Source organism: Paracoccus sp. SSJ, from assembly GCF_030234105.1.
Lineage (GTDB): Bacteria > Pseudomonadota > Alphaproteobacteria > Rhodobacterales > Rhodobacteraceae > Paracoccus > Paracoccus denitrificans.
Map to the genome: position 1 here is coordinate 14,965 of NZ_JASSPE010000012.1, position 24,787 is coordinate 39,751.

Annotated in this window: 26 protein-coding genes and 1 pseudogene; 15 read left to right on the forward strand and 12 right to left on the reverse strand. The window is 66.6% G+C overall.

The window, feature by feature from the left end; all coding sequences use genetic code 11:
• Positions 1-148: 148 nt before the first annotated feature.
• A complete protein-coding gene (locus QPR87_RS13970) occupies positions 149-703 on the forward strand; it encodes a helix-turn-helix domain-containing protein (protein WP_011751135.1) in 555 nt (184 codons plus the stop codon).
• Positions 704-852: 149 nt separating this feature from the next.
• On the opposite strand, the pseudogene QPR87_RS13975 reads toward QPR87_RS13970, so the two are convergent.
• Positions 853-1,097, reverse strand: a pseudogene (locus tag QPR87_RS13975) (transposase); the annotation flags it as partial.
• Between QPR87_RS13975 and QPR87_RS13980 the strand changes: the two are divergent.
• The 3 genes from QPR87_RS13980 (at position 1,009) to QPR87_RS13990 (ending at position 2,996) form a co-directional block, all read left to right on the forward strand.
• Entirely contained in the window at positions 1,009-1,386 is a 378-nt protein-coding gene (locus QPR87_RS13980) for a hypothetical protein (RefSeq protein ID WP_285049988.1), read from the forward strand. The pseudogene QPR87_RS13975 and the gene QPR87_RS13980 overlap by 89 nt on opposite strands.
• Positions 1,383-2,132 carry a type I methionyl aminopeptidase gene (gene map / locus QPR87_RS13985; RefSeq protein WP_285049908.1) on the forward strand — a complete coding sequence of 250 codons (750 nt, stop codon included), beginning with the start codon at positions 1,383-1,385 and terminating at the stop codon, positions 2,130-2,132. Before QPR87_RS13980 ends, map begins: the two co-directional genes overlap by 4 nt.
• Positions 2,133-2,417: 285 nt before the next feature.
• On the forward strand, positions 2,418-2,996 hold the full coding sequence (locus QPR87_RS13990) for a VTT domain-containing protein (protein WP_011751138.1): 579 nt from the start codon (positions 2,418-2,420) through the stop codon (positions 2,994-2,996).
• On the opposite strand, the gene QPR87_RS13995 is transcribed toward QPR87_RS13990, so the two are convergent.
• The 3 genes from QPR87_RS13995 to QPR87_RS14005 form a co-directional block, all read right to left on the reverse strand.
• Entirely contained in the window at positions 2,951-3,919 is a 969-nt protein-coding gene (locus QPR87_RS13995) for an alpha/beta fold hydrolase (RefSeq protein ID WP_285049909.1), read from the reverse strand. The two genes, QPR87_RS13990 and QPR87_RS13995, sit on opposite strands and share 46 nt — an antisense overlap.
• Before the next feature lie 86 nt (positions 3,920-4,005).
• A complete protein-coding gene (locus QPR87_RS14000; protein WP_285049910.1) occupies positions 4,006-5,109 on the reverse strand; it encodes a hypothetical protein in 1,104 nt (367 codons plus the stop codon).
• Between the two features lie 274 nt (positions 5,110-5,383).
• Positions 5,384-6,169 (reverse strand): IclR family transcriptional regulator, encoded by a 786-nt coding sequence (locus tag QPR87_RS14005; protein ID WP_285049911.1) that lies wholly within the window; start codon positions 6,167-6,169, stop codon positions 5,384-5,386.
• Positions 6,170-6,448: 279 nt separating this feature from the next.
• Between QPR87_RS14005 and QPR87_RS14010 the strand changes: the two genes are divergently transcribed.
• From QPR87_RS14010 to QPR87_RS14050, 9 genes are all read left to right on the forward strand, one after another.
• Complete coding sequence (locus tag QPR87_RS14010; protein ID WP_041530730.1) at positions 6,449-7,132, forward strand: amino acid ABC transporter permease; 684 nt, start codon at positions 6,449-6,451, stop codon at positions 7,130-7,132.
• A 10-nt stretch (positions 7,133-7,142) separates the two neighbouring features.
• Positions 7,143-7,787 carry an amino acid ABC transporter permease gene (locus QPR87_RS14015; RefSeq protein WP_011751143.1) on the forward strand — a complete coding sequence of 215 codons (645 nt, stop codon included), beginning with the start codon at positions 7,143-7,145 and terminating at the stop codon, positions 7,785-7,787.
• Entirely contained in the window at positions 7,771-8,505 is a 735-nt protein-coding gene (locus tag QPR87_RS14020; RefSeq protein ID WP_285049912.1) for an amino acid ABC transporter ATP-binding protein, read from the forward strand. Before QPR87_RS14015 ends, QPR87_RS14020 begins: the two co-directional genes overlap by 17 nt.
• 84 nt (positions 8,506-8,589) lie before the next feature.
• The gene (locus QPR87_RS14025) at positions 8,590-9,390 is read left to right on the forward strand and encodes a transporter substrate-binding domain-containing protein (RefSeq protein WP_285049913.1); all 801 of its coding nucleotides are present in this window, start codon (positions 8,590-8,592) and stop codon (positions 9,388-9,390) included.
• A gap of 50 nt (positions 9,391-9,440) precedes the next feature.
• Positions 9,441-10,967: a UxaA family hydrolase gene (locus QPR87_RS14030; protein WP_285049914.1), complete on the forward strand. Its 1,527-nt coding sequence runs from the start codon at positions 9,441-9,443 to the stop codon at positions 10,965-10,967.
• Positions 10,968-10,994: 27 nt separating this feature from the next.
• Entirely contained in the window at positions 10,995-11,909 is a 915-nt protein-coding gene (locus QPR87_RS14035) for a 2-dehydro-3-deoxygalactonokinase (protein WP_285049915.1), read from the forward strand.
• Positions 11,906-12,568, forward strand: coding sequence for a 2-dehydro-3-deoxy-6-phosphogalactonate aldolase (locus QPR87_RS14040; protein ID WP_285049916.1), 663 nt, complete (start codon positions 11,906-11,908; stop codon positions 12,566-12,568). The genes QPR87_RS14035 and QPR87_RS14040 overlap by 4 nt, the downstream gene beginning before the upstream one ends.
• 57 nt (positions 12,569-12,625) lie before the next feature.
• Complete coding sequence (locus QPR87_RS14045; protein WP_285049917.1) at positions 12,626-13,639, forward strand: zinc-binding alcohol dehydrogenase family protein; 1,014 nt, start codon at positions 12,626-12,628, stop codon at positions 13,637-13,639.
• Positions 13,636-14,403 carry an SDR family NAD(P)-dependent oxidoreductase gene (locus QPR87_RS14050; protein ID WP_285049918.1) on the forward strand — a complete coding sequence of 256 codons (768 nt, stop codon included), beginning with the start codon at positions 13,636-13,638 and terminating at the stop codon, positions 14,401-14,403. Before QPR87_RS14045 ends, QPR87_RS14050 begins: the two co-directional genes overlap by 4 nt.
• A gap of 73 nt (positions 14,404-14,476) precedes the next feature.
• On the opposite strand, the gene QPR87_RS14055 is transcribed toward QPR87_RS14050, so the two are convergent.
• Genes QPR87_RS14055 through hutC form a run of 8 tightly spaced genes read right to left on the reverse strand, consistent with a single transcriptional unit; the run spans position 14,477 to position 21,248 of the window.
• Complete coding sequence (locus tag QPR87_RS14055; protein WP_285049919.1) at positions 14,477-15,043, reverse strand: TIGR02444 family protein; 567 nt, start codon at positions 15,041-15,043, stop codon at positions 14,477-14,479.
• Entirely contained in the window at positions 15,040-16,422 is a 1,383-nt protein-coding gene (locus QPR87_RS14060; protein WP_285049920.1) for an FAD/NAD(P)-dependent oxidoreductase, read from the reverse strand. The genes QPR87_RS14055 and QPR87_RS14060 overlap by 4 nt, the downstream gene beginning before the upstream one ends.
• Positions 16,419-16,733, reverse strand: a complete 315-nt coding sequence (locus tag QPR87_RS14065; RefSeq protein ID WP_285049921.1) for a (2Fe-2S)-binding protein — start codon at positions 16,731-16,733, stop codon at positions 16,419-16,421. Before QPR87_RS14065 ends, QPR87_RS14060 begins: the two co-directional genes overlap by 4 nt.
• Positions 16,714-17,829: an NAD(P)/FAD-dependent oxidoreductase gene (locus QPR87_RS14070; protein WP_285049922.1), complete on the reverse strand. Its 1,116-nt coding sequence runs from the start codon at positions 17,827-17,829 to the stop codon at positions 16,714-16,716. The genes QPR87_RS14065 and QPR87_RS14070 overlap by 20 nt, the downstream gene beginning before the upstream one ends.
• On the reverse strand, positions 17,826-18,539 hold the full coding sequence (locus QPR87_RS14075) for an aspartate/glutamate racemase family protein (RefSeq protein ID WP_285049923.1): 714 nt from the start codon (positions 18,537-18,539) through the stop codon (positions 17,826-17,828). Before QPR87_RS14075 ends, QPR87_RS14070 begins: the two co-directional genes overlap by 4 nt.
• The gene (locus QPR87_RS14080) at positions 18,536-19,129 is read right to left on the reverse strand and encodes a UbiX family flavin prenyltransferase (RefSeq protein WP_231000760.1); all 594 of its coding nucleotides are present in this window, start codon (positions 19,127-19,129) and stop codon (positions 18,536-18,538) included. Before QPR87_RS14080 ends, QPR87_RS14075 begins: the two co-directional genes overlap by 4 nt.
• A 1-nt stretch (position 19,130) precedes the next feature.
• On the reverse strand, positions 19,131-20,462 hold the full coding sequence (locus QPR87_RS14085) for a UbiD family decarboxylase (RefSeq protein WP_231000759.1): 1,332 nt from the start codon (positions 20,460-20,462) through the stop codon (positions 19,131-19,133).
• A gap of 33 nt (positions 20,463-20,495) precedes the next feature.
• Entirely contained in the window at positions 20,496-21,248 is a 753-nt protein-coding gene (hutC, locus tag QPR87_RS14090) for a histidine utilization transcriptional repressor HutC (RefSeq protein WP_041530732.1), read from the reverse strand.
• A 296-nt stretch (positions 21,249-21,544) separates the two neighbouring features.
• On the opposite strand from hutC, the gene QPR87_RS14095 reads away from it, so the two are divergent.
• Positions 21,545-23,035, forward strand: coding sequence for an aldehyde dehydrogenase (locus tag QPR87_RS14095; protein WP_285049924.1), 1,491 nt, complete (start codon positions 21,545-21,547; stop codon positions 23,033-23,035).
• Between the two features lie 5 nt (positions 23,036-23,040).
• Complete coding sequence (locus QPR87_RS14100; protein ID WP_285049925.1) at positions 23,041-24,735, forward strand: thiamine pyrophosphate-binding protein; 1,695 nt, start codon at positions 23,041-23,043, stop codon at positions 24,733-24,735.
• The last annotated feature ends 52 nt before the right edge of the window (positions 24,736-24,787 follow it).

Consider the following 24,787-nt stretch of genomic DNA (forward strand, 5'->3'; position numbering starts at 1 on the left):
ATGGAGCTACTCATGCCGTGAATGAAAATTCAACTATAATTTTCATTTTAACGCTGCGACTGGTAAAAATTTCATCTACCCCGCTGCAGACATGTTGAGATTTCAGCAGGATTGCTGCACCCTGTCGGCAGCCTCTGAAGGAGAGCCGATGGGCCATCACGTTGGTGAAGACATCCGGTCGCTGCGCAAGTCGCGGGGCATGACCCTGCTTGAGCTTGCGGGCGATGTCGGGCGTTCGGTCGGCTGGCTGAGCCAGGTCGAGCGAGGGCAGACGACGCCATCGGTCCACGACCTGGGGCAGATCTCGGATCGGCTGGGGGTGAACATCAGCTTCTTCTTCCGCTCCTCCAGCCGGGCGCCCGAGGAACGGGGGCTGGTCCTGCGCGCCGCGGACCGGACGCCCATCGGCTCGCAGGAAAGCGGTCTCGTCGAGGAGCTGCTGTCCCCGACGCTCAGCGGCTCGTTCGAGATGATCAAGTCGACCTTCGCGCCCGGCGCGTCCAGCGGCGGACGGCGAAAGGCGCGGCCCAAGGAGGATGGCGGCGTCCTGATCTCGGGCCGCCTGACCCTGATCATAGGCGACCGCGAGATCCAGCTGGAGCCCGGCGACAGCTTCCAGTTCCGCGAGACCGACTATGCCTGGCGCAACGATGGCAAGGAACCTGCCGTCGCCATCTGGATCGTCTCGCCGCCGATCTACTAGCGGCATGCCCGTCAAGGTGTTGTAATTCCCCGGATGGCCTTAGGGCATGATCGGGCGGCTTTCATGGTCATGCCGCAAATGGAGTCGATCGCTTCCTTGTCGATCTGGGCGAAGGCTTCGACCATCATGCAGCGGCTGGCGGTCTGTCATTCGTCGTTCTGTTCGAACAGCACCGCGCCGATCAGACGCATGATGGAAGGTTCGTTGGGAAGGATCCCGACGATGTCGGCTCGCCGCTTGATCTCCTCGTTCTGACGCTCGATGGGGTTGGAATGCAGTTTGGTGCGTGCTGGCGCGGGAAGGGCATGCAAGCCAGCACGTCGTGCTTGCTGGTGCCCATGAGGTCGGCGAGCCTGGGCCAGCGCGGGCGCAACTGCTTGGAGACCTCGCGCCAGGGCGCCCCTCCTCCGGTGAATGCGGCGTCGCCGATCACCAGCCTGACCCCGCCCAGACCCCGTATCCAGCCGCATGTGTTTCCCTGCACCGACCTGGTGGTGAACGTCTACGCGCCGTGGCATGACCCAATCCGGCGGCGCAATGTCGGCATGGCAGACAGGCGGGTGATTCAGACGGCGCCGGCGCCGACCAGCCCCACGCCCGATGGCACCGGCAATACGGGACATCGTGATCGCTTTCTGCTAGCTTGGCCAATCCATCCGCTGCTTCAGGGAAACCGGGAATGACGATCACCAACCAGGATGAGCTTGACGGGCTGAAGGATATCGGCCGGATCGTCGCCAACACCATGCAATCCATGGCCAGGGCGATGGAGCCCGGCATGACCACCCGCGAGTTGGACGAAATCGGCCGTGCATTGCTGGAGCGCGAGGGCGCCGTCTCGGCGCCGCAATCCACCTATGACTTTCCCGCAGCGACCTGCATCAGCGTGAACGAGGAAATCGCCCATGGCATTCCCGGCGACAGGGTGATCGCGCCGGGGGATCTGGTCAATATCGACGTATCGGCCTCGAAGAACGGTTATTTCGCCGATACCGGGGCGACGTATCGCACAGCACCCGTGCGGCCCTCGCTGGATCGGCTGTGCCGCGACGGCAGGCGTGCCATGCAGATCGGCATCGCACAGGTCGGCAGCGGCAGGCCGCTTGCCGGCATCGGACGTGCCATTGGCCGCTTCGCCGCGGGGCGCGGCTATACGCTGATCCGCAACCTTGCCAGCCACGGCGTCGGGCGGGCGCTGCACGAATATCCCGAGGAAATCCCGACCTGGCCCAGCCGCAGCGAAAAGCGCCGCATCGACAAGGGGCTGGTGCTGACGGTCGAGCCGTTCCTTTCGGCCGGTGGCCTCTGGGCGGTCGAAGGGGATGACGGCTGGACGCTTTACAGCCAACCCTCGGCCCCGGTCGTGCAATATGAGCATACGGTCGTCGCGACGGATCGCGGGGCCATCACCGTCACCCTGCCGGGCTGAGCGTGCCAGCCGTCCCTTGGACCCGGACCGGCGAATCCCTCTCCGCTTGTCCGAATGCTCGCGCCCGGGCACGAGAGCGAATACACCTCGGGATCATGCCGTGTCACGGATCGCGGCTGTCCAAACCGGCCGGCTTTCCCCGAGCAGGCCCGCGCGGGCCGCGATCATGTCCGACGAGCGCGGTTTTCCCGCCCTTCCTGCCGGAACCGGGAACGTGACTTGTGCATGCTGGCGGGCATCATTAGCTAGACCCATCATGCCCCATGGCTCAGGAGGACCCGCCCGGTGGAGGCCCTTATCGAACAATATCTGGGCAATCCGCTGATATTGGCCGTCCTGCTGTTTCTTGCCAATTTCGTCATGGAGGAAGGGGCGATCATCGCCGGTGCGGCGCTGGCCGCCGCAGGAGAGATCGGCACCGGACTGGCTCTGGTGGCGCTGGTGACCGGGAACATCGTCAGCGACTGGGCGCTTTACGGAATCGGCGCGCTGGCCGGAAGCAGCCCTCTCGTCCGTCGCTGGGTCGACGGGAAGATGCTGGAGCGGGGGCGGCGGCTGCTGGACCGCGGCGTCCTGCCGGCGGCGTTGCTGGCACGGCTGTTGCCTCCGGTCTTCATGGCCAGCGGTTTCGTGCGCGTCGACTTTCGCCGCTTCGCGATCGTGAACGGCGTGGTCGCGGCAGTTTATACGGCGGCACTGTTCTTCGGCGCGTTCGGTCTCAACCTGGTCCTGTTCGATCTGCTGGGCAACTGGGCCTGGCCGGTCATGGTCGGGCTGGTCATCGGGGTGGTCTGGCTGAGCCATCGATTCACGGTCTATTATTTCGCCTCGGACAAGGACGAAGGGGGCAACTCGGGCGACTGAGACGGCAGCTTTCCATCACCGATGACGCAACCCAGGGCCGCGCGCAGCAGGTCGGCATGCGTCCAGGGCAGGAAATGGTCGGCCTCTTCGATCAGGATCACCCGCGGGCCGGGACTGGCGGGCAGATGCGCCTGCAGGAAACCCACGTTTTCCGGCGGCACCAATGTATCGGCCAGCCCCTGGACGATGGTGACGGGGGCGGTGATACGCGCCAGGTCGGGGGTCAGCTCCTCAAGCCCCGGCCGGAGATTCATCAGCTCGGCATTGGCGTTGGCCAGTTCCGTGGGCAGAAGCCCGGCAAAGAAATCAAGCGCCGCCAGTTGCTGCAGGGGATGGGTTTCCTCCAGCGCCGGATCGGCGGCGGCGCCGATCAGCAGAACCCCCGCGATCCGGTCGGGATAATCGGCGGCAAGTCGCAGCGCGACCGGGCCGCCATAGGAATAGCCGACCAAGACCGCGGCTCCGGTCCCGCCCGCCGTCAGAAGCGGCGCGACGGCCGCGGCCTGGCCGGCCAGGTCGATCTCGGGCTCTTCCCCGCTGGCGCCGAAGCCGGGGCGATCCACGGCCAGGTGATATTGCCCGACCGGAACGTCCAGCAGGAAGCGGTCCCATTCCTCGGCAGTGCCGGGGCTGCCATGCAGGAAGATCACCCGCCGCCCGCCGGGCTGGCCCGCCGCCAGATAGCCCAGTTGGGCCTGCCCGTTCCCGCGCGCCAGCCGCATTTGCCGGACCGTGCGGCCCTGCTCCCCGGGCCAGGCGTCGTCGGGCTCCAGCCCGATGCCGGTGATCGCCGAGAACTGTTCGCGCAACGGCTGGAACGGCTCGAGCACGAAACCCAGCGCCCCTTCGGCCAGCGTCTGTTCCGGCGCGGGGATCACGATGGTTTCGCCGGGGGGCGGGCAGATGGGCAGGTCGGGGATCATGCAAGACTCCTTTGCGGAGGACCAAGGCCGCCGCACCGCTCGACGGCGGGATTGTCTCGCCCGGCGCGAGGCTGCGCAAGGGGTGTTCACGAGCTTTGGGGATAGACGCGCCGCAGCGCCTCTTGCTGTCGCTGCAACCGGATCATGCCGCGCAGGCCGACGGGCCGCGCCCCGCGCTTTCGCATGACATCGCCGATGGCGAAAAGCCAGCGATACTGCCGCCACAGCGCACGGTATGCCTGTCGCAGCGTGCTGCCGCCGGCCCAGAAATGCAGCATCTCGGCACCGGCGCCGTTCAGCTCCAATATCCTGAAATCGCTGGCCGCGCCCAGATCCTCGACGCTGCGAAAGCGGATGTCGAAGCGCCCGAAATGGAAATCCGGTATCTCCCGCGAGATCTCGTCGATCAGCGCTTCCAGTTGCGGCGTCACCAGGGACTGCGCGTCGCGATAGACCGCGCCGAGCCTTGCGCTGCGGGCATTGGTCAGGACATGGAAGGCACCCGGGCCGGGCACGGTCTCCCAGCTTTCGGGATGGCGGTCGCGATAGATGGCGCTGTTCGGACGCAGGACCTTGTCGGCCCGGACCAGTTCGGCCACGCTTCGGCAGCCGTCGCCGATCACATGCGGCGGATAGACGAAGGCCATCGAGACGATGCGGCCCCGCACCTGGTCGGGATGACGCAGATAGAAGATCCCCGCCTCGCCGGGCAAGTCGACCAGTTCCTGCAACAGGATCATGGTGCCCGGAGGCTGCACCGCCAGATAATCCGCCAGATCCTCGGCCCGCTGGATCAGCCTGACGCCCCAGCCCTGATAGCCGCGGTCGGGCTTGGCGACGACCGGGAAATCCAGCCCGGCCTCGGCCATCGCGGCCAGCGCGCAATCGACGGGGGTATCCGCTCCGGTGTCGCAACGAAGGCGGGCAAAGCGGGCCAGCCGCGCCTTGCCCTGCGGCCCGAACAGGTCCAGCCCCTGCGATTTGCTTTCGCCCCACAGCCCGCCGGCCTCCATCGCGGGATTGGCGGCGCTGGGAAGCGTCAGGCTGCGATAACGGATCGCCAGCACCAGCCACATCAGCGCGGGGACCACATAGAACAGCCGTTCGGGGATGTGGCGCTTGAAGGCGGGATAACGCTCTCCCTCCGGCGGACGGAACTGGAGAGAGGCGGCTTTAGGCGTGCAGGTCAATGGTTCGGGTCGTCCTTTGCCGGGGTCTCGGATGGTGCTCCGGTCACGGCCGAGCCACCTTGTGCAGGCAATGCGTCCCGGCTTCCGACGCGCCACCCGGAAGAAGCGACCATGGCGCAATTCAGCCAAAAGGTCCAGATTCGCCCAACCTCCGTGCGGCCACGCTACCCGATGCGCGGGCCGGATCCGCGTATTCGTCCACGCATCCGGGCCGGCCGCAAAGTGCGCGACCGCCGCGGTCGCCCGCTTGCCTTGCGCCGCAGGCATCGCTTCGTCAGACGGGCCTGCACCACCCAAGCTCCGCGGAAATCGCCTCGGCGCAGCGCATCACAGGGGCGACGAGTGTTCCAAGCCGTTCCTCGGACATGTAATGGACGGAACTTGCGACGCTGACGCCGGCCACGACCTTTCCCCTGGCATCGCGGATCGGCGCCGCCACACAGCAGATCCCGACTTCGTTTTCCTCGCGCTCGATCGCGAAGCCCTTGTCCCGGAACTCGGCCAGCTTCGCTCTGAAGACGTCCCACTCCAGAAAGCCCGTGGGGGTCATCTCGTTCGCCAGGGCGTCCGCCCGCGCCAGTTCGTAAAGCCGCAGCCACTCCTGTTCGGGCAGATCGAAGAGCTGGACCTTTCCCGTCCCCGTCGTCGCCATGGGTTTTTGCAGGCCGATGCGCGACCGCATCTCAAGCCCCTTCGTCCCGGGGATCTTGTCCACATAGATGATGTTGTCGCCCTCGCGGATGCTCAGATGGATAGAGTCGCCGGTTTCGTGGGCGAGCTGCTCGATATGCGGACGCGCGCAACTGGTCAGGGGCATCTGCTCCAATGCGGCACTGCCCAGGCTGATGAGCGCCGGACCAAGGACATAGCCCCTTCCATCGATATGACGAAGGTAGCTGTGCTGCACGAGAAAGCTTACAAGGCGATGTGTCGTGCTTCTGCCGGTTCCCACATGACGGCCGATGGAGGCGAGATCGGAACAGCCGGATCTCACCGCCTCCAGGACTGTGAATACTCGCGACAGAGATTGCGTGCCCGGTTTGGTGCTGTCGGCGTCCATTTCTACCCCATCCATCCTATTATCCCATATTATGGCACATCAAACCATAATTTAAAAGATTTTTATGATTCTCGCTTGACATGGGATTTGTTCCCATAATATGAAACGCTGACTGCGCCGGGAGGACGCAGCGAACAATCGGATATGGGAGGCGACCGTGATTCCGTTGCCAGCAATGAACCCGGCAAGGCCGGGGCCGGATAAGTTATGCTTGTCCGCACAGCGAGGCATTCCACATTTGATCCGCCCGGCCTCACGGGATGTGCAGGTGCCTTGCGCATGACCTACACATTCGATTTCAGCTTTCTCGCGGAATACTGGCCCCAGTTGCTCAAGGGCCTGGTCCAGACCGCGCAGCTTTCGCTTCTGTCGATCATCTTCGGCTTCCTGCTTGGAACCCTGCTGGCGATCGGCCGCACGGCGCAAAGCAAGCTGCTGCGCCGGATCTGCGCCATCTATGTCGAGGCGATCCGCAACACGCCGCTGCTGGTGCAGATGTTCATGATCTATTTCGGGCTGGCCTCGGTGGGCTTCAAGCTGTCGGCCGAGTTCTGCGCCGTGCTGGCCATCGTCATCAATGTCAGCTCCTATACCTGCGAGATCATGCGCGCCGGCATCGAATCGGTGAGAAAGGGCCAGCGCGAGGCATCGGACTGCCTTGGCCTCACCTGGCTTCAGTCCCTGTTCCTCGTCGTGCTGCCGCCCGCGACCGAGCGCGTCTATCCGGCGCTGGTCAGCCAGTTCATCCTGATCATGCTCGCCACCAGCCTTGTCTCGCAGATCTCGGCCGAGGAACTGACCTCGACCGCGGCGCGCATCGACTCGATGACCTTCCGCTCCTTCGAAATCTACACGGTCGTCGCCCTGATCTACATCGGCCTGGCCTTCGTGTTCCGGCTGGGGTTCTGGGCGCTGTCGCGGCTGGTCTTCCCGCGCCTGCGCCGCCTCGGCACGCCGCTTTAGGAGGCAAACGATGCTCACGACTTTCCAAATGCAGGCGCTGCTGACCGCCGCCGTCTGGACGGCCGGGCTGTCGCTGATCGCCTTCGTCCTGGGCGGCGCGGTCGGCCTGCTCATCGCGGTGATGCGGGTCTCGGCCAACCGGGTGCTGCGCGGCATCGCCTTCACATACATCCAGATCGTGCAGGGCACGCCGCTGCTGGTGATGATGATGCTGGCCTTCTTCGGCCTATCCATCCTGGGCTTCGACCTCACGCCCTTCGCCGCCGCAAGCTTCGCGATGGTGATCTATTCCAGCGCCTATTTCGGAGAGATCTGGCGCGGCGGCATCCTTGCGGTTCCGAAAACCCAGTGGGAGGCGGCCGAGTGCCTGGCCCTGCATCCGGTCCAGAGGTTCTGGCTGGTCATCATCCCGCAGGGGTTGCGCATCTCGACACCGCCGACGGTCGGCTTCATGGTCCAGATCGTCAAGAACACCTCGCTGGCCTCGGTGATCGGCGTCGCCGAGCTGACCTATACCAGCAAGCTCATCAACAATTCGACGTTCCAGCCCTTCATCATCTTCAGCGTCGTCGCCGTGCTCTACTTCTGCATGTGCTACCCGCTGGCCTGGTGGAGCCGCAAACTCGAGGACAAACTGAATGTCGCCCATCGTTAAACTGAACAACGTCTCCAAAAGCTTCGGCAGCCTGCATGTCCTGCAAGGCGTGTCCTTCGACGTCGCGGCAGGCAGCGTGGTCGCCATCATCGGTCGCAGCGGCTCGGGGAAAAGCACCGCGCTGCGCTGCATCAACGGGCTGGAAAAGATCAACAGCGGCGAGATCACCGTCTGCAACCACCACCTGCATCACGACGTGACCCGGGCCCAGTTGCGCGCCCTGCATCTGGACGTGGGCATCGTCTTCCAAAGCTACAATCTTTTCCCGCACCTGACCGTCGGCCAGAACATCATGCTGGCGCCCCGCTGGGTTCGGAAGCAGTCGAAATCCGAGGCCCGCGAACATGCCGCCGAGGTGCTGCGCAAGGTCGGGCTGGCCGAAAAGTTCGACGCCTATCCCGAGCAGCTTTCCGGCGGCCAGCAGCAGCGGGTGGCCATCGCGCGCTCGCTGGCGATGGAGCCGAAGCTGATGCTCTTCGACGAAGTGACCTCGGCGCTCGATCCAGAACTGACGGGCGAGGTGCTGAAGGTGATGGAAAGCCTTGCCAGGGACGGCATGACGATGGTCCTCGTCACGCACGAAATGGCCTTCGCCAAGGGCGTGGCCGACAAGATCGTCTTCATGCACCAGGGCCGGGTCTGGGAGGAAGGCGGCGGAGAGATGCTGTCCGCGCCGCAGACCCCGGAACTGCGCCAGTTCGTCGGCAACGGCCTCTGACGTTCGACTGACACTCAACTGATATTCGACGGTCGCCCCCGGCGGCCGGCGCTTACCCGAACCTGCACTCATGGGAGGAACATCATGACCATTCGCAACCTGACGCTTGCCGCGCTGACCGCGGTCGGCCTGGCCGCAGCCCTGCCTGCCGGCGCGGATACGCTGAGCGATATCCGCGACCGCGGCACCATCAATATCGGCGTCGATATCGGCCAGGCGCCGTTCGGCATGGTGGACGGGTCGATGAACCAGACCGGCTCGGACGTGGACACCGCCCGCAAGCTGGCCGAGGATCTGGGCGTCAAGCTGAACGTCGTCTCGGTCGCTCCGGCGAACCGCATCCCCTTCCTGCTGACCGGCAAGGTGGATGTCGTCGTCGCCAGCTTCTCGATCACCGAAGAGCGCAAGAAACAGGTCGATTTCTCGAAACCCTACGCGGTCAGCGAAGTCGTCGTGGCGACCACCGGCGGGCTGGAACTGTCCGGTCCGGCCGATCTGGAAGGCCGTCAGGTCGCAGTCACCCGCGCATCCACCAACGACACGCTGGTCACCGATGCGATCGCCGCAAACGACGTGAAGGCCACCATCGTCCGCTACGACGACAACGCCATGACCACCAATGCCGTGCTCAGCGGCCAGCACGACGTCTATGTCGTGGCGCAATCGCTGCTGGTGCCGATCAACGAGGCCAACCCGTCGCGCAAGATCGAGCCGCAATTCGTCCTGCGCACCTATCCGCTGGCCATCGGCCTGCGCAAGAACGAACCGGAGCTGAAGGACTGGCTGGACAACTGGGTCGACGAGAACCTCGCCAATGGCAAGCTGAACGAGATCTACCAGACCTATCACCTGTCGCCCCTGCCCGACGTGATCCCCGAGGAGTGATCGGGAACGGGCGATGACGACCTTCATACCAAGCCACAGGAAACATGGTGATGAAAGCTAAGACGATCCGGCTGCATCCCGACGACGACGTCGTTATCGCCCTTGAACCCCTTGATCCGGGTTCGCGCATCGAGGCCGAAGGTCTGGACGTGCGCGAACCCGTCCCGGCGGGCCACAAGCTCGCCACCCGCGACATTCCGGCCCAGGGGCCGATCCGGCGCTACAACCAGGTGATCGGCCTGGCGACGCAGCCCATCCGGGCGGGGCAGCATGTGCATGTCCAGAATGTCATGATGGCCAGCGTCAAGAACGACTATGCCATCGGCGCCGACGCCGCGCCGACCGAATACGTCACCCCGCCGGCAAGTTTCATGGGCATCCGGCGCCCGGATGGGCGGGTGGCGACGCGGAACTACATCGGCATCATGACCAGCGTGAACTGCTCGGCCCGTGTCGCCCGCGCCATCGCCGACCATTTCCGCCGCGACCTGCGGCCCGAGGCGCTGGGGGATTATCCGAACATCGACGGCGTCGTCGCGCTGACCCATGGCTTCGGCTGCGGCATCGACGTGAAAAGCGAAGGCATGGCGATCATCCGCAGGACGCTGTCGGGCTATGCCGTGCATCCCAATTTCGCCGCCGTCATCTTCGTCGGCCTGGGCTGCGAGGCGAACCAGATCGGCGACATCCTCGCCTCGCGCGGGCTGGCGGAAAGCCCGACCCTGCACAGCTACACGATCCAGGATGTCGGCGGCACCACCAATGCCATCCGGCAGGGGATCGAGCTGGTGAAATCCCTGCTGCCCGGCCTGAACGACGTGAAACGCGAGCCGGTGCCCGCCTCCTATCTGACCGTCGGCCTGCAATGCGGCGGCTCGGACGGCTATTCGGGCATTTCGGCCAACCCGGCACTTGGCGCGGCGGTCGATCTGCTGGTCAGGAACGGCGGCACCGCCATCCTGTCCGAAACACCCGAGGTCTACGGCGCCGAGCATCTGCTGACCCGCCGCGCGGCCTCGCCCGAGGTGGCGCAGAAGCTGATCTCGCGCATTGACTGGTGGAAATCCTATTGCGCCAAGAACGGCGCCGAGATGAACAACAACCCCTCGGCCGGCAACAAGGCCGGAGGATTGACCACCATCCTGGAAAAATCCCTGGGCGCGGTGGCCAAGGCCGGGACCACGAACCTGACCGAGGTCTACGAATATGCCGAGCCGGTGACGCAGCGCGGCTTCGTGTTCATGGACTCCCCCGGCTTCGACCCGATCTCAGCCACCGGGCAGGTCGCGTCCGGGGCGAACCTGATCTGCTTCACCACCGGGCGCGGCTCGGCCTTCGGCTGCATGCCCACGCCTTCGCTGAAGCTGGCCACGAACTCGGCGACATGGCGCCGGCAGCAGGACGACATGGACATCGATTGCGGCGTGATCCTGGAGGGCGATGCCACCATCGAACAGGTCGGCCGGCAGATCTTTGACAGGATGCTGTCCTGCGCCTCGGGCGTGCCCTCGAAAAGCGAGATCCACGGCTATGGCCAGGACGAATTCGTGCCCTGGCAGATCGCCGTCGTCACCTGACCCCAACCCAGCAAGCAGGGCTTACACATGGCCACTCACAGCACCCCCCGCTTCGCGGCGGTCGATTGGGGCACCAGCAGCTTCAGGATCTGGCTTGTCGACGCAAGGGGACAGGCCCTTGCCGAACGCCGCAGCGCCGAGGGCATGACCGTGGCCCGCGAGACGGGCTTTCGCAAGATCCTCGACGGCCACCTTGCCGCGATGCAGGCCCCCCAGGACCTGGGCGTCGTCATCTGCGGCATGGCCGGCGCGCGGCAGGGCTGGGTCGAAGCCGGCTATCTCGACTGCCCCGCGCCGCTGGACGCTCTGGCTGCGCGGGCCATCCGCGTCGGGCACGAAACCCGGGACATCCGCATCCTGCCCGGCGTGGCGCAGCGCGATGCCGATCATCCCGACGTCATCCGGGGCGAGGAAACCCAGCTTCTGGGCCTCGCGCATGGTGAGGGCGCGCTGACGGTGGTGATGCCCGGGACGCATTCGAAATGGGTGCGGCTGGAGGGGACCACCCTGGCCGGTTTCGCAACCCACATGACCGGCGAGATCTTCCAGGCGCTGACCAGTGCGACCCTGCTGAAGCACGCGGTCGAGGGCGCCACGGGCCAGCGCGACCACGCCGCGTTCCGTGCCGGCGTCCGCGAAACGTTCGCCGTGCCGGCCGGCTGGTCCAGCCGGCTGTTCGAGGTGCGCGGCCGGCAGCTTCTGTTCGGGGCGGCTGCCGATGCCGCAAGGGACCGGATTTCCGGCATCCTGATCGGCGCCGAGATCGCCGCGGGGCTGGCGCAGGGTGCGGGCGGATCACCCCTCCGCATCCTCGCCTCGGGCCGGCTCGCCGATCTCTATATCGAAGCCTTCGAACTGCTCGGCATCGCCTTCGCCGTCGAGGATGCCGACCGCGCGACCCTTGCCGGCCTGACCTTCGCCGCCGGCCGGATCTGGCCATGACCACGCAAACCGGAGTGCCGCATATGTCCTTCCCTGCCCTGAACCTGCCCATCGTCGCCATCCTGCGCGGCATCCGGCCCGACGAGGCCGAGGCGGTCACCCACGAACTGCTCGACGCCGGGTTGCAGGCCATCGAGGTTCCGCTGAACTCGCCCGACGCCTTTCGCTCGATCGAGATCGCGGCGAAACTTGCGCCCGAGGGCGTGCTGATCGGCGCCGGAACCGTCACCCGCGCCGAAGAGGTCGCGAGCCTGCATGATGCGGGTGGGAGGCTGCTGGTCTCGCCCAATATCGACGATGCGGTGATGGAGGCCGCGCGCGGCCTCGGCATGGTGACGATGCCCGGTGTCCTGACGCCCACCGAGGCACTGAGGGCGTTGCGGCTTGGCGCCTCGGCGTTGAAATTCTTCCCGGCCAGCGTGCTGGGTCCCTCCGGCATCTCGGCGATCCGCACCATCCTGCCGCCGGATACCACCATCGCGGCGGTCGGCGGCGTCGGCGAGGAGAATTTCGCCAGCTATCTGGCGGCGGGCGTCTCGGCCTTCGGGATCGGCTCCAACCTGTTCCGCCCCGGCCTGTCGGCCAGCGAGGTCGGCGCCCGGGCGCGCAGCATCGCCGCGGCCTACACGGCTGCCGCGCGCTCGGTGCAAAAGGGCTGACGTGGCGCTTTGCCCACCGGCACGTTCAATTCAGCTTCTACCCAGATGGAGGGGTGCATGAAGGCGCTTATCATCGAAAAGGAAGGCCACACGGTCATCGGCGACATCGCGGAGCCCCGGATGGGCCCGGGTGACGTCCGGGTCCGGGTGTGCCATGTCGGGCTTTGCGGCACCGACTTCAACTCGTATCGCGGGCTCAATCCGCTCGTCACGCTGCCGCGCGTGCCGGGCCACGAGATCGGCGGCGAGATCATCGAGGCAGGCGCATCCGTTCCTGCCGAGTTCGCGCCCGGCCGCCGGGTGGTCGTGGTTCCCTATACCAATTGCGGCGAATGTTCCTCGTGCCGCAAGGGCCGGCTGAACGCCTGCCGCTACAACAAGACCCTGGGCGTCCAGCAGCAGGGCGGCCTGACGCGCGAGATCGTCGTGCCGGCGGAAAAGCTTATCCCGAACGACACGCTGCCGCCCCAACACCTGGCGCTTGTCGAGCCGCTGGCCGTCGGCTTCCATGCCGTCGCGCGCGGCAAGGTCGGCGCGGGCGATACGGTCGCGGTGCTGGGCTGCGGCATGATCGGCATGGGCGTCCTGATCGGCGCGGCGGCGCGGGGCGCCCGGGTCGCGGCCGTGGACATGAGCGCGCAGAAGCTGGACCTGGCCCGCCGTTTCGGCGCGGCGGTCACGCTGAACCCCTCCGAACAGGATGTCGAGCAAGCCGTTGCGGAACTGACCGGCGACCTGGGCGCGGACGTGGTCTTCGAGGCGGTGGGCACACCCGCAACCTTCACCCAATGCATCGCGCTGGCGGGCTATGCGGGACGCGTGGTCTATGTCGGCTATTCCAAGGCGCCTGTCAGCTACGACACGGCCTTCTTCAACCTCAAGGAACTGGACATCCTGGGCTCGCGCAATGCGACGATGCAGGATTTCAGGGACGTCATCGCCCATCTGGAAAAGATCGGCGACATGGCGGACCTGCTGATCTCGAAGGTCTTCCCCTTCTCGCAGGCGGATCAGGCATTCCCCTATTGGAACGACAATCGCGACAATCTCAAGGTGATGGTGGCACTATGAACGACAGCTTCAAGCGGGCTTTCAGCCTGGAAGGCAAGCGTGCGCTGGTGACCGGCGGCGGTTCCGGGCTTGGCGAGGCGATGGCCGCCGCCATGGCCGCCGCCGGCGCCGAGGTCATCCTGGTCGGACGCCGCAAGGACGTGCTGGAACAGGCGGCCGGCCGCATCCCCGGCGCCAAGGTCGAGACCGTGGACCTGGCCGACATCGCCGCGCTCGACGCGGCCGCGAAAGCCATCCTGGAGCGGCATGGCAAGATCGACATCCTCGTGAACAATGCCGGGAACACGATCCGCAAGCCGTTCCTTGAGACGACATACGAGGATATAGACGCTGTGGTCGACGTGCATCTGCGCGGTGCGCTGGAGTTCTCGCGCCCGATCATCGCGCGGCAGGCGGAAACCGGTGGCGGCTGTGTCATCTTCACCGCATCGATGGCCTCCTACATGGGCCTGCCCTATGTGATGGGATATACCGTCGCCAAGACCGCCCTGCTGGGTGTCGTGCGCGCCCTTTCCGCCGAGTTCGCCGGCCAGAACGTCCGGGTGAACGGCATCGCGCCGGGCTGGATCGACACGCCGCTTTATCGCGGGGCCACGGGCGCCGATCCGGCACGCAAGGCCAAGGCCCTTGGCCGAATCCAGATGGGACGCATCGGCGAGGTCGAGGATGTCGGCTGGACCTGCGTGTTCCTGGCCTCGGACGCGGCCGCCTATATCACGGGACAGACAGTGGCCGTGGATGGCGGAGCCCTGGCGGGTTTCTGACCTTCGCCGGGCGCGCCTTTGCTCCGAGATGCCAGCCGTTGGGGGCCGGTTTGCAAGGATGCCGCAGCTTGGCTCAGGTCGATGCGCATCCTTTCTCCAGCCCCGCCAGGGCCTCGCAAACATGCCGGGCATCTTCGGGCAGCAGCGCGGCACGATCCGGGGCTTGAAGGTCCAGCACAAGGCTTGCCGCTTCCTGCAAGGGTTTCTCGCCGCCAGGCCCCGCCGTTGGCGGAAGCGACCGGATCAGGGCTTCCAGCACCTCGGCCTCGATCCGCTCGGCCGTGAGCTCCTGCGCCTTGATCGCCTCGCGCAGGGCGGGCACGCGCGGGTTCCAGGCCAGGCTGGCGTCGGATTTCATCGCCGTCCTGATGCGGCGCAGCGGATGGATCACGTCTTGCCGCCACTGCGCGCATGAGGCGTCCAGCGCCCGGATGGCGGCGGCATCCAGCGCCTTGCCCAGAACCGCGCCGTGAAGGACGGCGAGAAACAGCGGGATGTCCAGCCCATATGTCTCCTGCAGGCGCAGGCAGGCCGGGGCCACGCCCGGCGCGGCATAGATCTTCAGCATGAAGGGCCAGAGTGCCGTCGCCTCGTCTTTCTCGGCGGCGCATTTCCCTTTGGGGCCGGCTTGCATCGTCATGGCTCCTCGCTCGCCAGCGCGGCGATCTCGCCCACACTCACCGGCCGAAGCGGCGGCCGGACGGTCAGCCAGCCCGCCTCCTCCATGGTCACGCCGCGTATCCGGGCCGTCAACTGGGCCAGGGTCGGGCCGCAGATCCGGCCCTGGCAGGGGCCCATGCCGCAGCGCAGGAACGCCTTGAGCTGGTTCGGCCCGGCAGCGCCGGCGGCAAGGCTTGCCCGGATCTCGCCGCAGCGCACCTCTTCGCAGCGGCAGGCGACCACCTCGTCCGGGGGCGCCAGCAATTCCGGCGCAGGCCGGTAAAGGCGCTCGATCAGCGGGCGCGCGGCAAGATGGGCGCGACGCGCGCGGCGCGTGGCCGAAACAAGCAGCGGATCGACCTGATGGCCAAGCCGTTCCAGAATGGCCATGGCGGCGATGCGCCCTTCGAGCAAGGCCACCATGGCACCGCCGATCCCGCCGGCATCGCCCGCGACATGGACATGGCCCAGCGAGCTGCACAGATCGCGGTCCCGCGCCGGATGGAAGGCGACCGCGGCCGCGGACCAGAGCATCCGGCATCCCAGGCTGCGCAGCAGATGGGTTTCAGGGATGACACCTTCGTGCAGGCCGATGCGGGACAGCCGCAGCCTGTGCCGGCCGCGGCCGAGAAAGCGCAGAACAAGGCCGCCGTCCCCATCGGGCTCGATCCCGATCTGACGGGCATTGGTATGGACGGCGATCCCCGCCCGGCGCAGCTGCCACAAGAGCCCCGCGCCCTTGGCCAGATAGGCCGGACCGTGCCCCAACAACGCGCGCGGCAGGTGCGGCAGCGCCGCAAGCATGGGCCCCGGGCGGGCGGTATCGACCAGCACCAGATCGCGCTTGCCCGCCGTCAGGCATTGCGCGGCATAAAGATAGACAAGCGGCCCCGTCCCCACCAGCGCAAGCGGCCCCCGGGGCAGCAGCCCCTCGCGCTTGAGCAGGATCTGCAGGCCGCCGATGGTGGTCACCCCGGGCAGCGTCCAGCCGGGCAGCGGGACCGGCCGCTCCATCGCGCCGGTGGCGACCAGCAGGTGCCGCGCGGCTTCGCGGCGCAGGCCGCCCGCATCCCTAAGCCAGACCGTGCCGTCCGGTTCGACCCGCCACGCCTCGGTCGAGAAGGCGAGCGTGGCGCCGCTGGCCCGCAGCCGCGTCACCTCGGCCGCACCGGCCCGATAGTCGGGACCAAGGATGGCGGCCCGGCTTTCGGGAACGGTCTCGATACCGCGCCAGATCTGGCCGCCGGGACCGGGCGCCTCGTCGACCAGCAGGACCCGCGCGCCGCGTTCGGCCAACAGGCTGGCGCCGCCGATCCCGGCCGGGCCGGCACCGATGACGATCGCGTCCCAGCGGCTCATTTCCCCGCCCCCGCCGCATCGCGCCGCGCGCCGATCTGGCGGCGCACCTTCATCCCGGCCCGTGCGGCCACCATGCAGGCACGCTGGTTGTCCTGGCCGTCTATGCTCACGAGGCAATCGAAACAAACGCCCATCAGGCACCATGGCCCGCGCGCGGCGCCGGAAACCGGGGTTTCGCGGAAAGCCGTGACGCCAGCGGCCATCAACGCGCCGGCCACCGTCTCTCCGGGCCGGAAGCGCAGCGGGCGGCCTTCGAAGAACAGTTCGGGACCCGCCGCGGGGGCGGGGGGGTCAAGTCGGATGAACGGCAAGGCGCGCACTCCGCATGGATCGGGGGGCGGGGCCAAGATCGCCCCGGGCCAAGGCGGGGCCGAGGTCGAGCGCATGCAGGCTCGCCAGCGTGACCCCGCTGTGACAGGTGACGAGGAATGCCCCCGGCATCTCGGGCGATTCGTCATAGATCGGCAGGCCGTCCGGCGTCATGATCCTGAGCGCGGCCCAGGCCCGGACCAGGCGCGCCGCGCGCAGGGCCGGGAACAGCCGCGTGCCGATGCGGCAAAGCCGGGCGATGGCCTCGACCTCGGTCGCGGTCGAAAAGCCGGCATCCTCATGCGTGCTGCCCAGCAGCACCGTGCCCTCGCGGCTTTGGCGGATGGCGCTGGCAGGATGGTGCAGGAAGGGCGCCACCCGGTCTGTCACCACGATCTGGCCGCGCTCGGGCATCAGACGCGGCTCCAGCCCGATCTGGCGCGCCAGCGCATCGGCGCCAAGGCCGGCCGCGATGACGATCCGGCGGCCCGTCACCTCGGCCCCCGAGGCATCGCGGATCGCAAAGCCCCGATGCGGATCCCGCCGGATCTCGCGCGCCGAGAAATTCGTCCGCAGCCGGCCGCCGTGCCGGACCAGCCCTTCGTGAAAGGCGCGCAAGGCGAACAGCGGGCTGACCTCGCCATCGAGGTCGGAAAGCGAGGCGCCAAGCACCTGCGGACCGATGCCCGGCGCCATCTCGCGCAGGGCTTCGCGGTCGAGCAACTCGATGCTGATATCGGCGGCTTCAGCACGGGTGCGGGCGATCAGCGCCCGGCGCTGTTCCATCTCTTCTGCCGAGCAGCAGAAATGCAGCCCGCCGCCGCCGCGCCAGCCGATGTCGATCCCGCTTTCCTCGCCCAGGATGCGGGCAAGCTCGGGCCATCGCCTGCCGGCACGGATCGACCAATGCATGTAGTCGGGATGGCCAAGCCCCTTGCCCTGCAGCCAGACCAGGCCGAAATTCCCGCGCGAGGCGCGAAAGGCGATGTCGCCCTCGTCCAGCAGGGTTACGTCGGCACCCGCCCGCGCAGCACCCCAGGCAAGCGCCGCGCCGATCAGGCCGCCGCCGATGACGACCAGTTCGCCGGCCACGCTCATCCCGGCCAATCCGGCGGTTGCAGGGACAGGTGCATCCAGCGCAGGAGCGTGACGATATCGAAGACCGGAAGACCGAACCGACGCGAGACCGCCGCCGAATAGGGCGGCAGGTTGGCGCATTCGAAGACCAGCGCGCCGACCTCGGGGTGACGCTCCAGCAGTTCCGCCACCGTGGCCATCACGTCGGCCTCTTGCGCGGCGCGGTCGACCTCGGGCGCCTGCTCGCGCATGTTGCGCAGCAACGGCCCGTCGAAGGGCAGCGCCGCGATGGGCAGCCCGGCTTGCGCACCCACGCCGCGGAAATGCCGCTCGTCCAGCGCCGAAAGATCCGAGACGATCAGCCCCGGCACCCGCCCTGCGGGCAGGATGCGCCGGATCATCGGGATCTGCAGCAACGCCGAGGACAGGAAGGGCACCGGCGAATGCCGGACCAGCTCGTCCTGGAGCGCGGCGAGGAAACCGCAACTGGTGGTGATCGCCGAACAGCCCAGCCCGGCCAGGTCGTCTATCGCGGCGCGAAAGGCGTCCAGGGCATGGCGCGGATCGCCCTCGATCACGTCGCGCGGCCTGACGCCACGCACCACGCGGAACTGCACCGCAAAGGGCCAGGTGCCGGCATGGGCGATGTCGCCGGGCAGGCGGCGAAACCCGGTATCCAGCACGATGATGCCCAGCATAACCCCGTGAACCGTGCGGCGCGCGGGGGTCATGGCATCTCTCCGGCAAGGGCGTCCTTCAACCCGCTCCAGCGCCGCACCGCCCCGGTGTCGATATCGAAAAGGTCCAGCGCCCGCGCGGTGGAATGGGTCACCACCTCGTCCAGATCCCGCGGCCTGGCGTAAAAGGCCGGCACGGGCGGCATGATGATCGCGCCCATCTGCGTCAGCCGCGTCATCGTCTCCAGATGGCCCAGGTGCAGCGGCGTCTCACGCAGCATCAGCACCAGCCGGCGGCGTTCCTTGAGCACGACATCCGCGGCACGGCTCATCAGGGTCGAGGTGACGCCGGTGGCGATCTCGGACATGGTCCTGACCGAACAGGGCGCGACCAGCATGCCCATGGTGCGAAACGAGCCCGAGGCGATGCTGGCGCCGATATCGGCCACCGGATGGATCACGTCCGCGCGGCCCTCCAGGTCCGCACCTCTAAGGCCAAGCTCCTGATTCAGCGTCAGCAGGGCCGAGCGGGACACCACCAGATGGGTTTCCACGCCCGCCTGCCGCGCCAATGCCAGGGCCGCGATGCCATAGGCGGCACCCGAAGCGCCGGAGATGCCGATGACCAGCCGCCGTGCGCCCATATCAGTGCCCCGGGAACCAGTCTTCGGCGCGGACCTGTTCGCCAAGGCGCAGGCGCTTGCGCTCGAACTCGGCCTCGCGGCCCCATGGCTTGGTGGCATCGACCAGAAGCCGGCCCCAGTGGTCCTTTTGCTCGTCGCGATAGAAGGACGGGGTTTCGGGGATGATCATCATGTCCTTGTCGGGTCGGCAGCGGGTCAGGATCGCCCATTGCACGTCGTCCATGTCGTAGATGTCCACGTCGGTATCGACCACGGTGATCTGCTTGGCCCAGATCGGCTCGGCGCCGATGGTGGCCAGCATGACCTGGCGGGCATGGCCCTCGAACTGCGGCTCGATCTGCACGACGGCATGGTTCACGAAGGGCTGGCAGGTGACGTTGACGATCCCCGGCAAGGCCGCGGAAAGCCGCTGGTAGATGTTGGCCGAAACCGAAAGCTCCAGCGTCAGCACCTCTTCGGGCGAGCCGCAAAGGATGGAATGGAACATCGCATCCTTGCGCACGGTGACGCCCAGCACCTGGAAGACCGCATTGGGGGCCTCGGCCACATAATAGCCCATGAATTCGCCGAATGGCCCTTCGGGCAGGCGGACGTTGGGCAGGAAGCGGCCCTCGATCACCACCTCGGTCTCGGCCGGCACCTCGAGGTCGATATGGTTGCACTTGCGCATGGCGACGGGCTTGCCGCGCAGCCGGGCCGCTACCTCGAGCTCGTCCACGTCATAGGGCAAGGGCGCGGCCGCGGTCAGGAAGGCATGGGCCGGCGGTCCGATGAGCATCGCGGCTTCCAGCGGCCGGCCCATCTTTTCGGCTTTCTCGTGATAGATCGTCAGATGGTGGCGCGGCGCAAGGCGGCAGCGCAACTCGCCGTCGTCGATATACATCGAGCGGTGATAGGACAGGTTGCCCACCCCCGTCTCGGGATCCTTCGCGATGAACATGGCCGAGGTGAAATAGGCCCCGCCATCGCGGTCGGAATAGGTGATGAGGGGCAGGTCGGAGAGCCTGACCTCTTCATATTCCGGCAGATCGGCCGGGGCGGCGGCAACAAGCGGCTGCTTCATGTCGGCCGCGCCCAGCGATGAGAGCCTGCTCCACTGCCGGCAGAAATCGGCGGCATCGATGCCGATCACCTCGCCCAGCCGCTCGCGCGTGCTGTAGACGTTGCTCACGACAGGAAAGCGGGTGCCCTTCACATTGGTGAACATCACCGGCCTGGCCCATTTCTTCTGCGCAAGCTGGGTGACGGCGGCAAGCTCATGCGCGGGATCGATCTCGCGATCGACGACCAGCAGGTCGCCGCGGGCCTCGAGCTTGCGGACGAACTCTCTCATGTCGGACTCCTTGGGGTGTTTCCCTGCACGGGATCAGCGGGTCTTTCCGCCCTGAAGCGTGGGCACGATGCGGTTGGAGCGCGCCTCATGGGTCGAGCGCAGGCGATAACGGTCGCCGGGATAGATGAAGCGGCTGCGCGTGACGGGAATGCCGTCCCGCCAGGTCGAACGGTCCAGCAGCAGGCAGGGCTGGTTCTCGTCGATCTGCAGATGCTTGCGCACCTCTTCGTCGGCACGGATGGCGCGGATCGTGTTGTCCACGGTCGTCACGCTGGTCTCGCGCAAAAGCCAGTTATGCGGCGTGATGCGCGAGAAATCCTGCTCAAGATAGGCCGGCGCCTCGGCAGCGTTCACATAGCGATCCTCAAGCTGGATCGGCGTGCCGTCCTCAAGATGCAGCAGGCGCGAGTGAAAGACCGTGTCGTCCGGCGAAAGCTGCAGCATGTTGCGCCCCGGACTGTCGCGCCCCAGGATCGCATGCTGAAGCACCCGGCAGGAATGCGCGCCGCCCGAGAAGGCGATCTCCTCGGAGATGTCGGGCAGGTTGAAGACCGCGCATTGCATCCGCGGCCCGATGACGAAGGTGCCCCGCCCCTGGATGCGCAGCAGCACGCCATCGGTCTGCAACTCTCGCAGCGCCCGGCGCACGGTCAGCCGCGAGGCGCCGAATTCGCCCGCCAGATCCTCTTCCGAGGGCACCTGGAAGTTCGCCGGCCATTCCTCGGTCTCGATCCTGCGATCGATCGCGCTCTTGATCTGTTCGTAAAGGGGCTGATCCGTATTCACTGCACCATCCAAAGTAATATCATTATTGATCCGTTATCATTCCACACTTCCCGGCATTGCAAGTGGAATCTGGTCATTTCATCCGTTTCAGAGACCGAAAATCGCCCGAAAGAAGCCTTTCCCTGCATATTTGCCTAAATTATAGGCACATAACGCTATCATTTACTATCGGAGATTCTGTTGTTGACAGACAATAACAATATCATTTTCTATGATAAGGCATATGGTAGCCGAGTCGATTTCAGGACTTTAGGTCGCGACACGGCACGCAGCAGCCCTGCAAGAATGGAGTGACCATGCCCGCCGAAAGCCTGCCGAAACTGTCCATGTATATCGACGGCCAATGGGTCGCCTCGGCGTCGGGGGCATATCTCGAGACGGTGGACCCCTATACGGCCAAGCCCTGGGCGCTGGTTCCGCGCGGCAATGCCCAGGATGCCGACCGGGCCGTCCAGGCCGCGCACCGCGCCTTCAGGGAGGGGCCCTGGGGCAGGATGCATCCCAGCGCGCGCGGCCGCATCATCTCGAAATTCGGCGATCTGATCGAGGCGAATGCCGATGCGCTGGCCGAGATCGAGGTGCGCGACAACGGCCGCCTGCTGGCCGAGATGCGCCACCAGATCCGCTATATCCCGCGCTGGTATCACTATTATGCCGGCCTGGCCGACAAGATCGAGGGGGCGGTCCATCCCTGCGACAAGGAGGCGCTGAGCTTTTCGCGCCACGAGCCGCTGGGCGTCTGCGTCGGCATCGTGCCCTGGAACGCGCCGCTGTTCCTGTTCTCGCTCAAGGCCGCGCCGGCACTGGCGGCGGGCTGCACCCTGGTGATGAAGCCGGCCGAACATACCTCGGCCACGGCGCTCAAGCTGATGGAACTGGTCGAGGAGGCGGGGTTTCCACCGGGCGTCATCAACGTCGTCACGGGCTACGGCCCCGAGGTGGGCGAGCCCCTGGTCACCCATCCGCTGACGCGCCATGTCGGATTTACCGGCTCGACCAAGACCGGCGCGCATCTTTACTCGCTGGCGGCCAGGGACATCAAGCGCGTCAGCCTGGAACTGGGCGGCAAGTCCCCCAACATCGTTTTCGACGACGCCGACCTGGACAATGCCGTGCGCGGCGTGGTGGGCGGCATCTTCGGCGCCGTGGGCCAGACCTGCATCGCCGGCTCGCGGCTTCTGGTGCATCGCAAGGTGCATGACCAGTTCCTGGAGAAACTGGCAGCATTCACCAGGACCGCCCGCATCGGCGACCCCAGGCACATGGACACCCGGATCGGCCCCATCGCCAACGCAATGCAATATCAAAAGGTGCTGGGTTATATCGACATCGCCCGCGATGAGGGTGCCGAACTGGTCCTGGGCGGCAAGCGCCCCGACATCGAGGAATGCGCAAGCGGCTTCTTCATCGAGCCGACGATCTTTGCCGGCGTGAACAACGACATGCGCATCGCCCGGGAGGAGGTCTTCGGCCCCGTTCTGGCGGCCATCCCCTTCGACGAGCCCGAAGAGGCCGTCGCCATCGCCAACGACAGCGAATTCGGGTTGGCTGCCGGGGTCTGGACCGCCGACATGCGCCGCGCGCTGCTGATGTCCCAGCGGATCGAGGCGGGCAGCGTCTGGGTCAACACCTATCGCGACGTCTCCTACACCACGCCCTTCGGCGGCTACAAGAAAAGCGGCATCGGCCGCGAGAACGGCATCGAGGGCATCCGCGAGTTCCTCCAGACCAAGGCCGTCTGGCTTTCGACCGCCGAGGAAATCGCCAACCCCTTCGTCATCGGATGAGCGTCATGAGAAAAGGTGCCGAAATCCTTGCCGACGAACTGGCGCTGAACGGCGCGCGGATCGTCTATCATGTGCCGGGCGAAAGCTTTCTGGTTGCGCTCGACGCGCTGGCGACACGACATCCCGGCATCCGCGCGATCAGCTGCCGCCACGAAAACGGCGCGGCGCAGATGGCCGAGGCGCATGGCAAGCTGACGGGCCAGCCGGGCGTGGCCTTCGTCACCCGCAGCCCCGGCGCGACCAATGCGGTCAATGGCGTCCACACCGCCTTTCAGGACGGCTCGCCCATGATCCTGATCGTGGGCCAGGTGAAACGCGCGATCCTGGAGCGCGAAGCCTTCATGTCCTACGACTTCCGCACGATGTTCGCGCCCATGGCGAAATGGGTGGCGCAGATCGACGACCCCGCCCGCATTCCCGAATTCGTCCAACGCGCCTGGGCCACGGCCCTGTCCGGCCGGCGCGGTCCGGTGGTGCTGGTCGTGCCCGAGGACGTGCTGGAAGAGATGAGCGACGTTCCCCCCTCGGCGCGCCCGGCCCGGCCGTCGCGCGCCGGGGCGCCCCGGGACGAGGACATGGCGCAGATCTTCGGCATGCTCGCCCAGGCCCAGCGCCCGCTGGTCGTCGTCGGCGGCTCGGACTGGAGCGAGGCAGCGCGCGAGGATATCCAGGACTTCGCCGGCCGGCTGGGCCTGCCGGTGGTGACGACGTTCCGGCGCCGCGACATCATCGACCACCGCCTGGATTGCTATGCGGGCGAGATCGGCATCGGCGCCAATCCCGCGCTGCTTGCCCATATCAAGGAAACGGATTTCGTGCTGATGCTCAACGATGCGTTGAGCGACGTGAACACCATCGGCGCGGGCTACATGGAGGGATTCACGCTTTTCTCGATCCCGCATCCAAAGCAGAAAATCGTCCATGTCATGGCCGACCACGGCGATCTGAACCGGGTGTTCCAGGTCGACCTGGCACTGGCGGCCGACAACGACGCCACCGCCCGCGCCCTGGCCAGCCGGGATGCCCGCCCCCTGCCGGCACATGCGGAATGGACCGCAAGGCTGCGGGCGACCCTGCTGGCCGAGCGCGAGCCCCAGCCCTGCCCCGGCGCGATCGACCTGCCCCGCGTGATGGGCTGGCTGCGCGAACGCCTGCCCGAAGATGCCATCGTCACCAATGGCGTCGGCGCCTATGCCACCTGGAGCCAGCGCTATTTCCCGCATTACCGCCTGCATACCCAGCTTGGCCCCATCAGCGGCAGCATGGGCTATTCCCTGCCGGCCGCCATCGCGGCCAAGCTGGCCCATCCCGAGCGGGTCGTGGTGGATTTCGTCGGGGACGGCTGCTTCCAGATGAGCAGCGAGGAACTGGCGACGGCAGTGCAATATGGCGCCAATATCGTCATCCTGCTCTACAATAACGGGCTTTACGGCACGATCCGCATCCATGAGGAAAACCGCCTCGACGGGCGGAGCAACGGCACCGACCTGACCAATCCCGACTTCGTGCTGCTGGCGAAAGCCTATGGCGCCCATGGCGAACGCGTGACCACGACAGAGGAGTTCGCCCCGGCCTTCGAACGCGCCCTGGCAGCCGGAAGGCCCGCCCTGATCGAGATGGTGATCGACCCCGAAGCCATCCATTGCCGCTATTCGCTCAGCGATCTTCGTGCCCGGCGTGCAGCGCGGGCGCAGGGCTGAGCATCGCAAACCCGCCGCGCCCGCCGCAGAAGCGGGCCGGCAGAACCCCCGG

What these genes read in the sequence shown, in the direction of transcription:
- map (WP_285049908.1), top strand. Translation starts at nt 1,383, where the DNA reads ATGACGATCACCAACCAGGATGAGCTTGACGGGCTGAAGGATATCGGC.
- QPR87_RS14050 (WP_285049918.1), top strand. Translation starts at nt 13,636, where the DNA reads ATGAACGACAGCTTCAAGCGGGCTTTCAGCCTGGAAGGCAAGCGTGCG.
- QPR87_RS13980 (WP_285049988.1), top strand. Translation starts at nt 1,009, where the DNA reads ATGCAAGCCAGCACGTCGTGCTTGCTGGTGCCCATGAGGTCGGCGAGC.
- QPR87_RS14045 (WP_285049917.1), top strand. Translation starts at nt 12,626, where the DNA reads ATGAAGGCGCTTATCATCGAAAAGGAAGGCCACACGGTCATCGGCGAC.
- QPR87_RS14040 (WP_285049916.1), top strand. Translation starts at nt 11,906, where the DNA reads ATGACCACGCAAACCGGAGTGCCGCATATGTCCTTCCCTGCCCTGAAC.
- QPR87_RS14035 (WP_285049915.1), top strand. Translation starts at nt 10,995, where the DNA reads ATGGCCACTCACAGCACCCCCCGCTTCGCGGCGGTCGATTGGGGCACC.
- QPR87_RS14095 (WP_285049924.1), top strand. Translation starts at nt 21,545, where the DNA reads ATGCCCGCCGAAAGCCTGCCGAAACTGTCCATGTATATCGACGGCCAA.
- QPR87_RS14010 (WP_041530730.1), top strand. Translation starts at nt 6,449, where the DNA reads ATGACCTACACATTCGATTTCAGCTTTCTCGCGGAATACTGGCCCCAG.
- QPR87_RS14005 (WP_285049911.1), bottom strand. Translation starts at nt 6,169, where the DNA reads ATGGACGCCGACAGCACCAAACCGGGCACGCAATCTCTGTCGCGAGTA.
- QPR87_RS14025 (WP_285049913.1), top strand. Translation starts at nt 8,590, where the DNA reads ATGACCATTCGCAACCTGACGCTTGCCGCGCTGACCGCGGTCGGCCTG.
- QPR87_RS14015 (WP_011751143.1), top strand. Translation starts at nt 7,143, where the DNA reads ATGCTCACGACTTTCCAAATGCAGGCGCTGCTGACCGCCGCCGTCTGG.
- QPR87_RS13970 (WP_011751135.1), top strand. Translation starts at nt 149, where the DNA reads ATGGGCCATCACGTTGGTGAAGACATCCGGTCGCTGCGCAAGTCGCGG.
- QPR87_RS14055 (WP_285049919.1), bottom strand. Translation starts at nt 15,043, where the DNA reads ATGACGATGCAAGCCGGCCCCAAAGGGAAATGCGCCGCCGAGAAAGAC.
- QPR87_RS14070 (WP_285049922.1), bottom strand. Translation starts at nt 17,829, where the DNA reads ATGAGCGTGGCCGGCGAACTGGTCGTCATCGGCGGCGGCCTGATCGGC.
- QPR87_RS14060 (WP_285049920.1), bottom strand. Translation starts at nt 16,422, where the DNA reads ATGAGCCGCTGGGACGCGATCGTCATCGGTGCCGGCCCGGCCGGGATC.
- QPR87_RS14100 (WP_285049925.1), top strand. Translation starts at nt 23,041, where the DNA reads ATGAGAAAAGGTGCCGAAATCCTTGCCGACGAACTGGCGCTGAACGGC.
- QPR87_RS14080 (WP_231000760.1), bottom strand. Translation starts at nt 19,129, where the DNA reads ATGGGCGCACGGCGGCTGGTCATCGGCATCTCCGGCGCTTCGGGTGCC.
- QPR87_RS14030 (WP_285049914.1), top strand. Translation starts at nt 9,441, where the DNA reads ATGAAAGCTAAGACGATCCGGCTGCATCCCGACGACGACGTCGTTATC.
- QPR87_RS14085 (WP_231000759.1), bottom strand. Translation starts at nt 20,462, where the DNA reads ATGAGAGAGTTCGTCCGCAAGCTCGAGGCCCGCGGCGACCTGCTGGTC.
- QPR87_RS14075 (WP_285049923.1), bottom strand. Translation starts at nt 18,539, where the DNA reads ATGACCCCCGCGCGCCGCACGGTTCACGGGGTTATGCTGGGCATCATC.
- QPR87_RS13995 (WP_285049909.1), bottom strand. Translation starts at nt 3,919, where the DNA reads ATGATCCCCGACCTGCCCATCTGCCCGCCCCCCGGCGAAACCATCGTG.
- QPR87_RS14020 (WP_285049912.1), top strand. Translation starts at nt 7,771, where the DNA reads ATGTCGCCCATCGTTAAACTGAACAACGTCTCCAAAAGCTTCGGCAGC.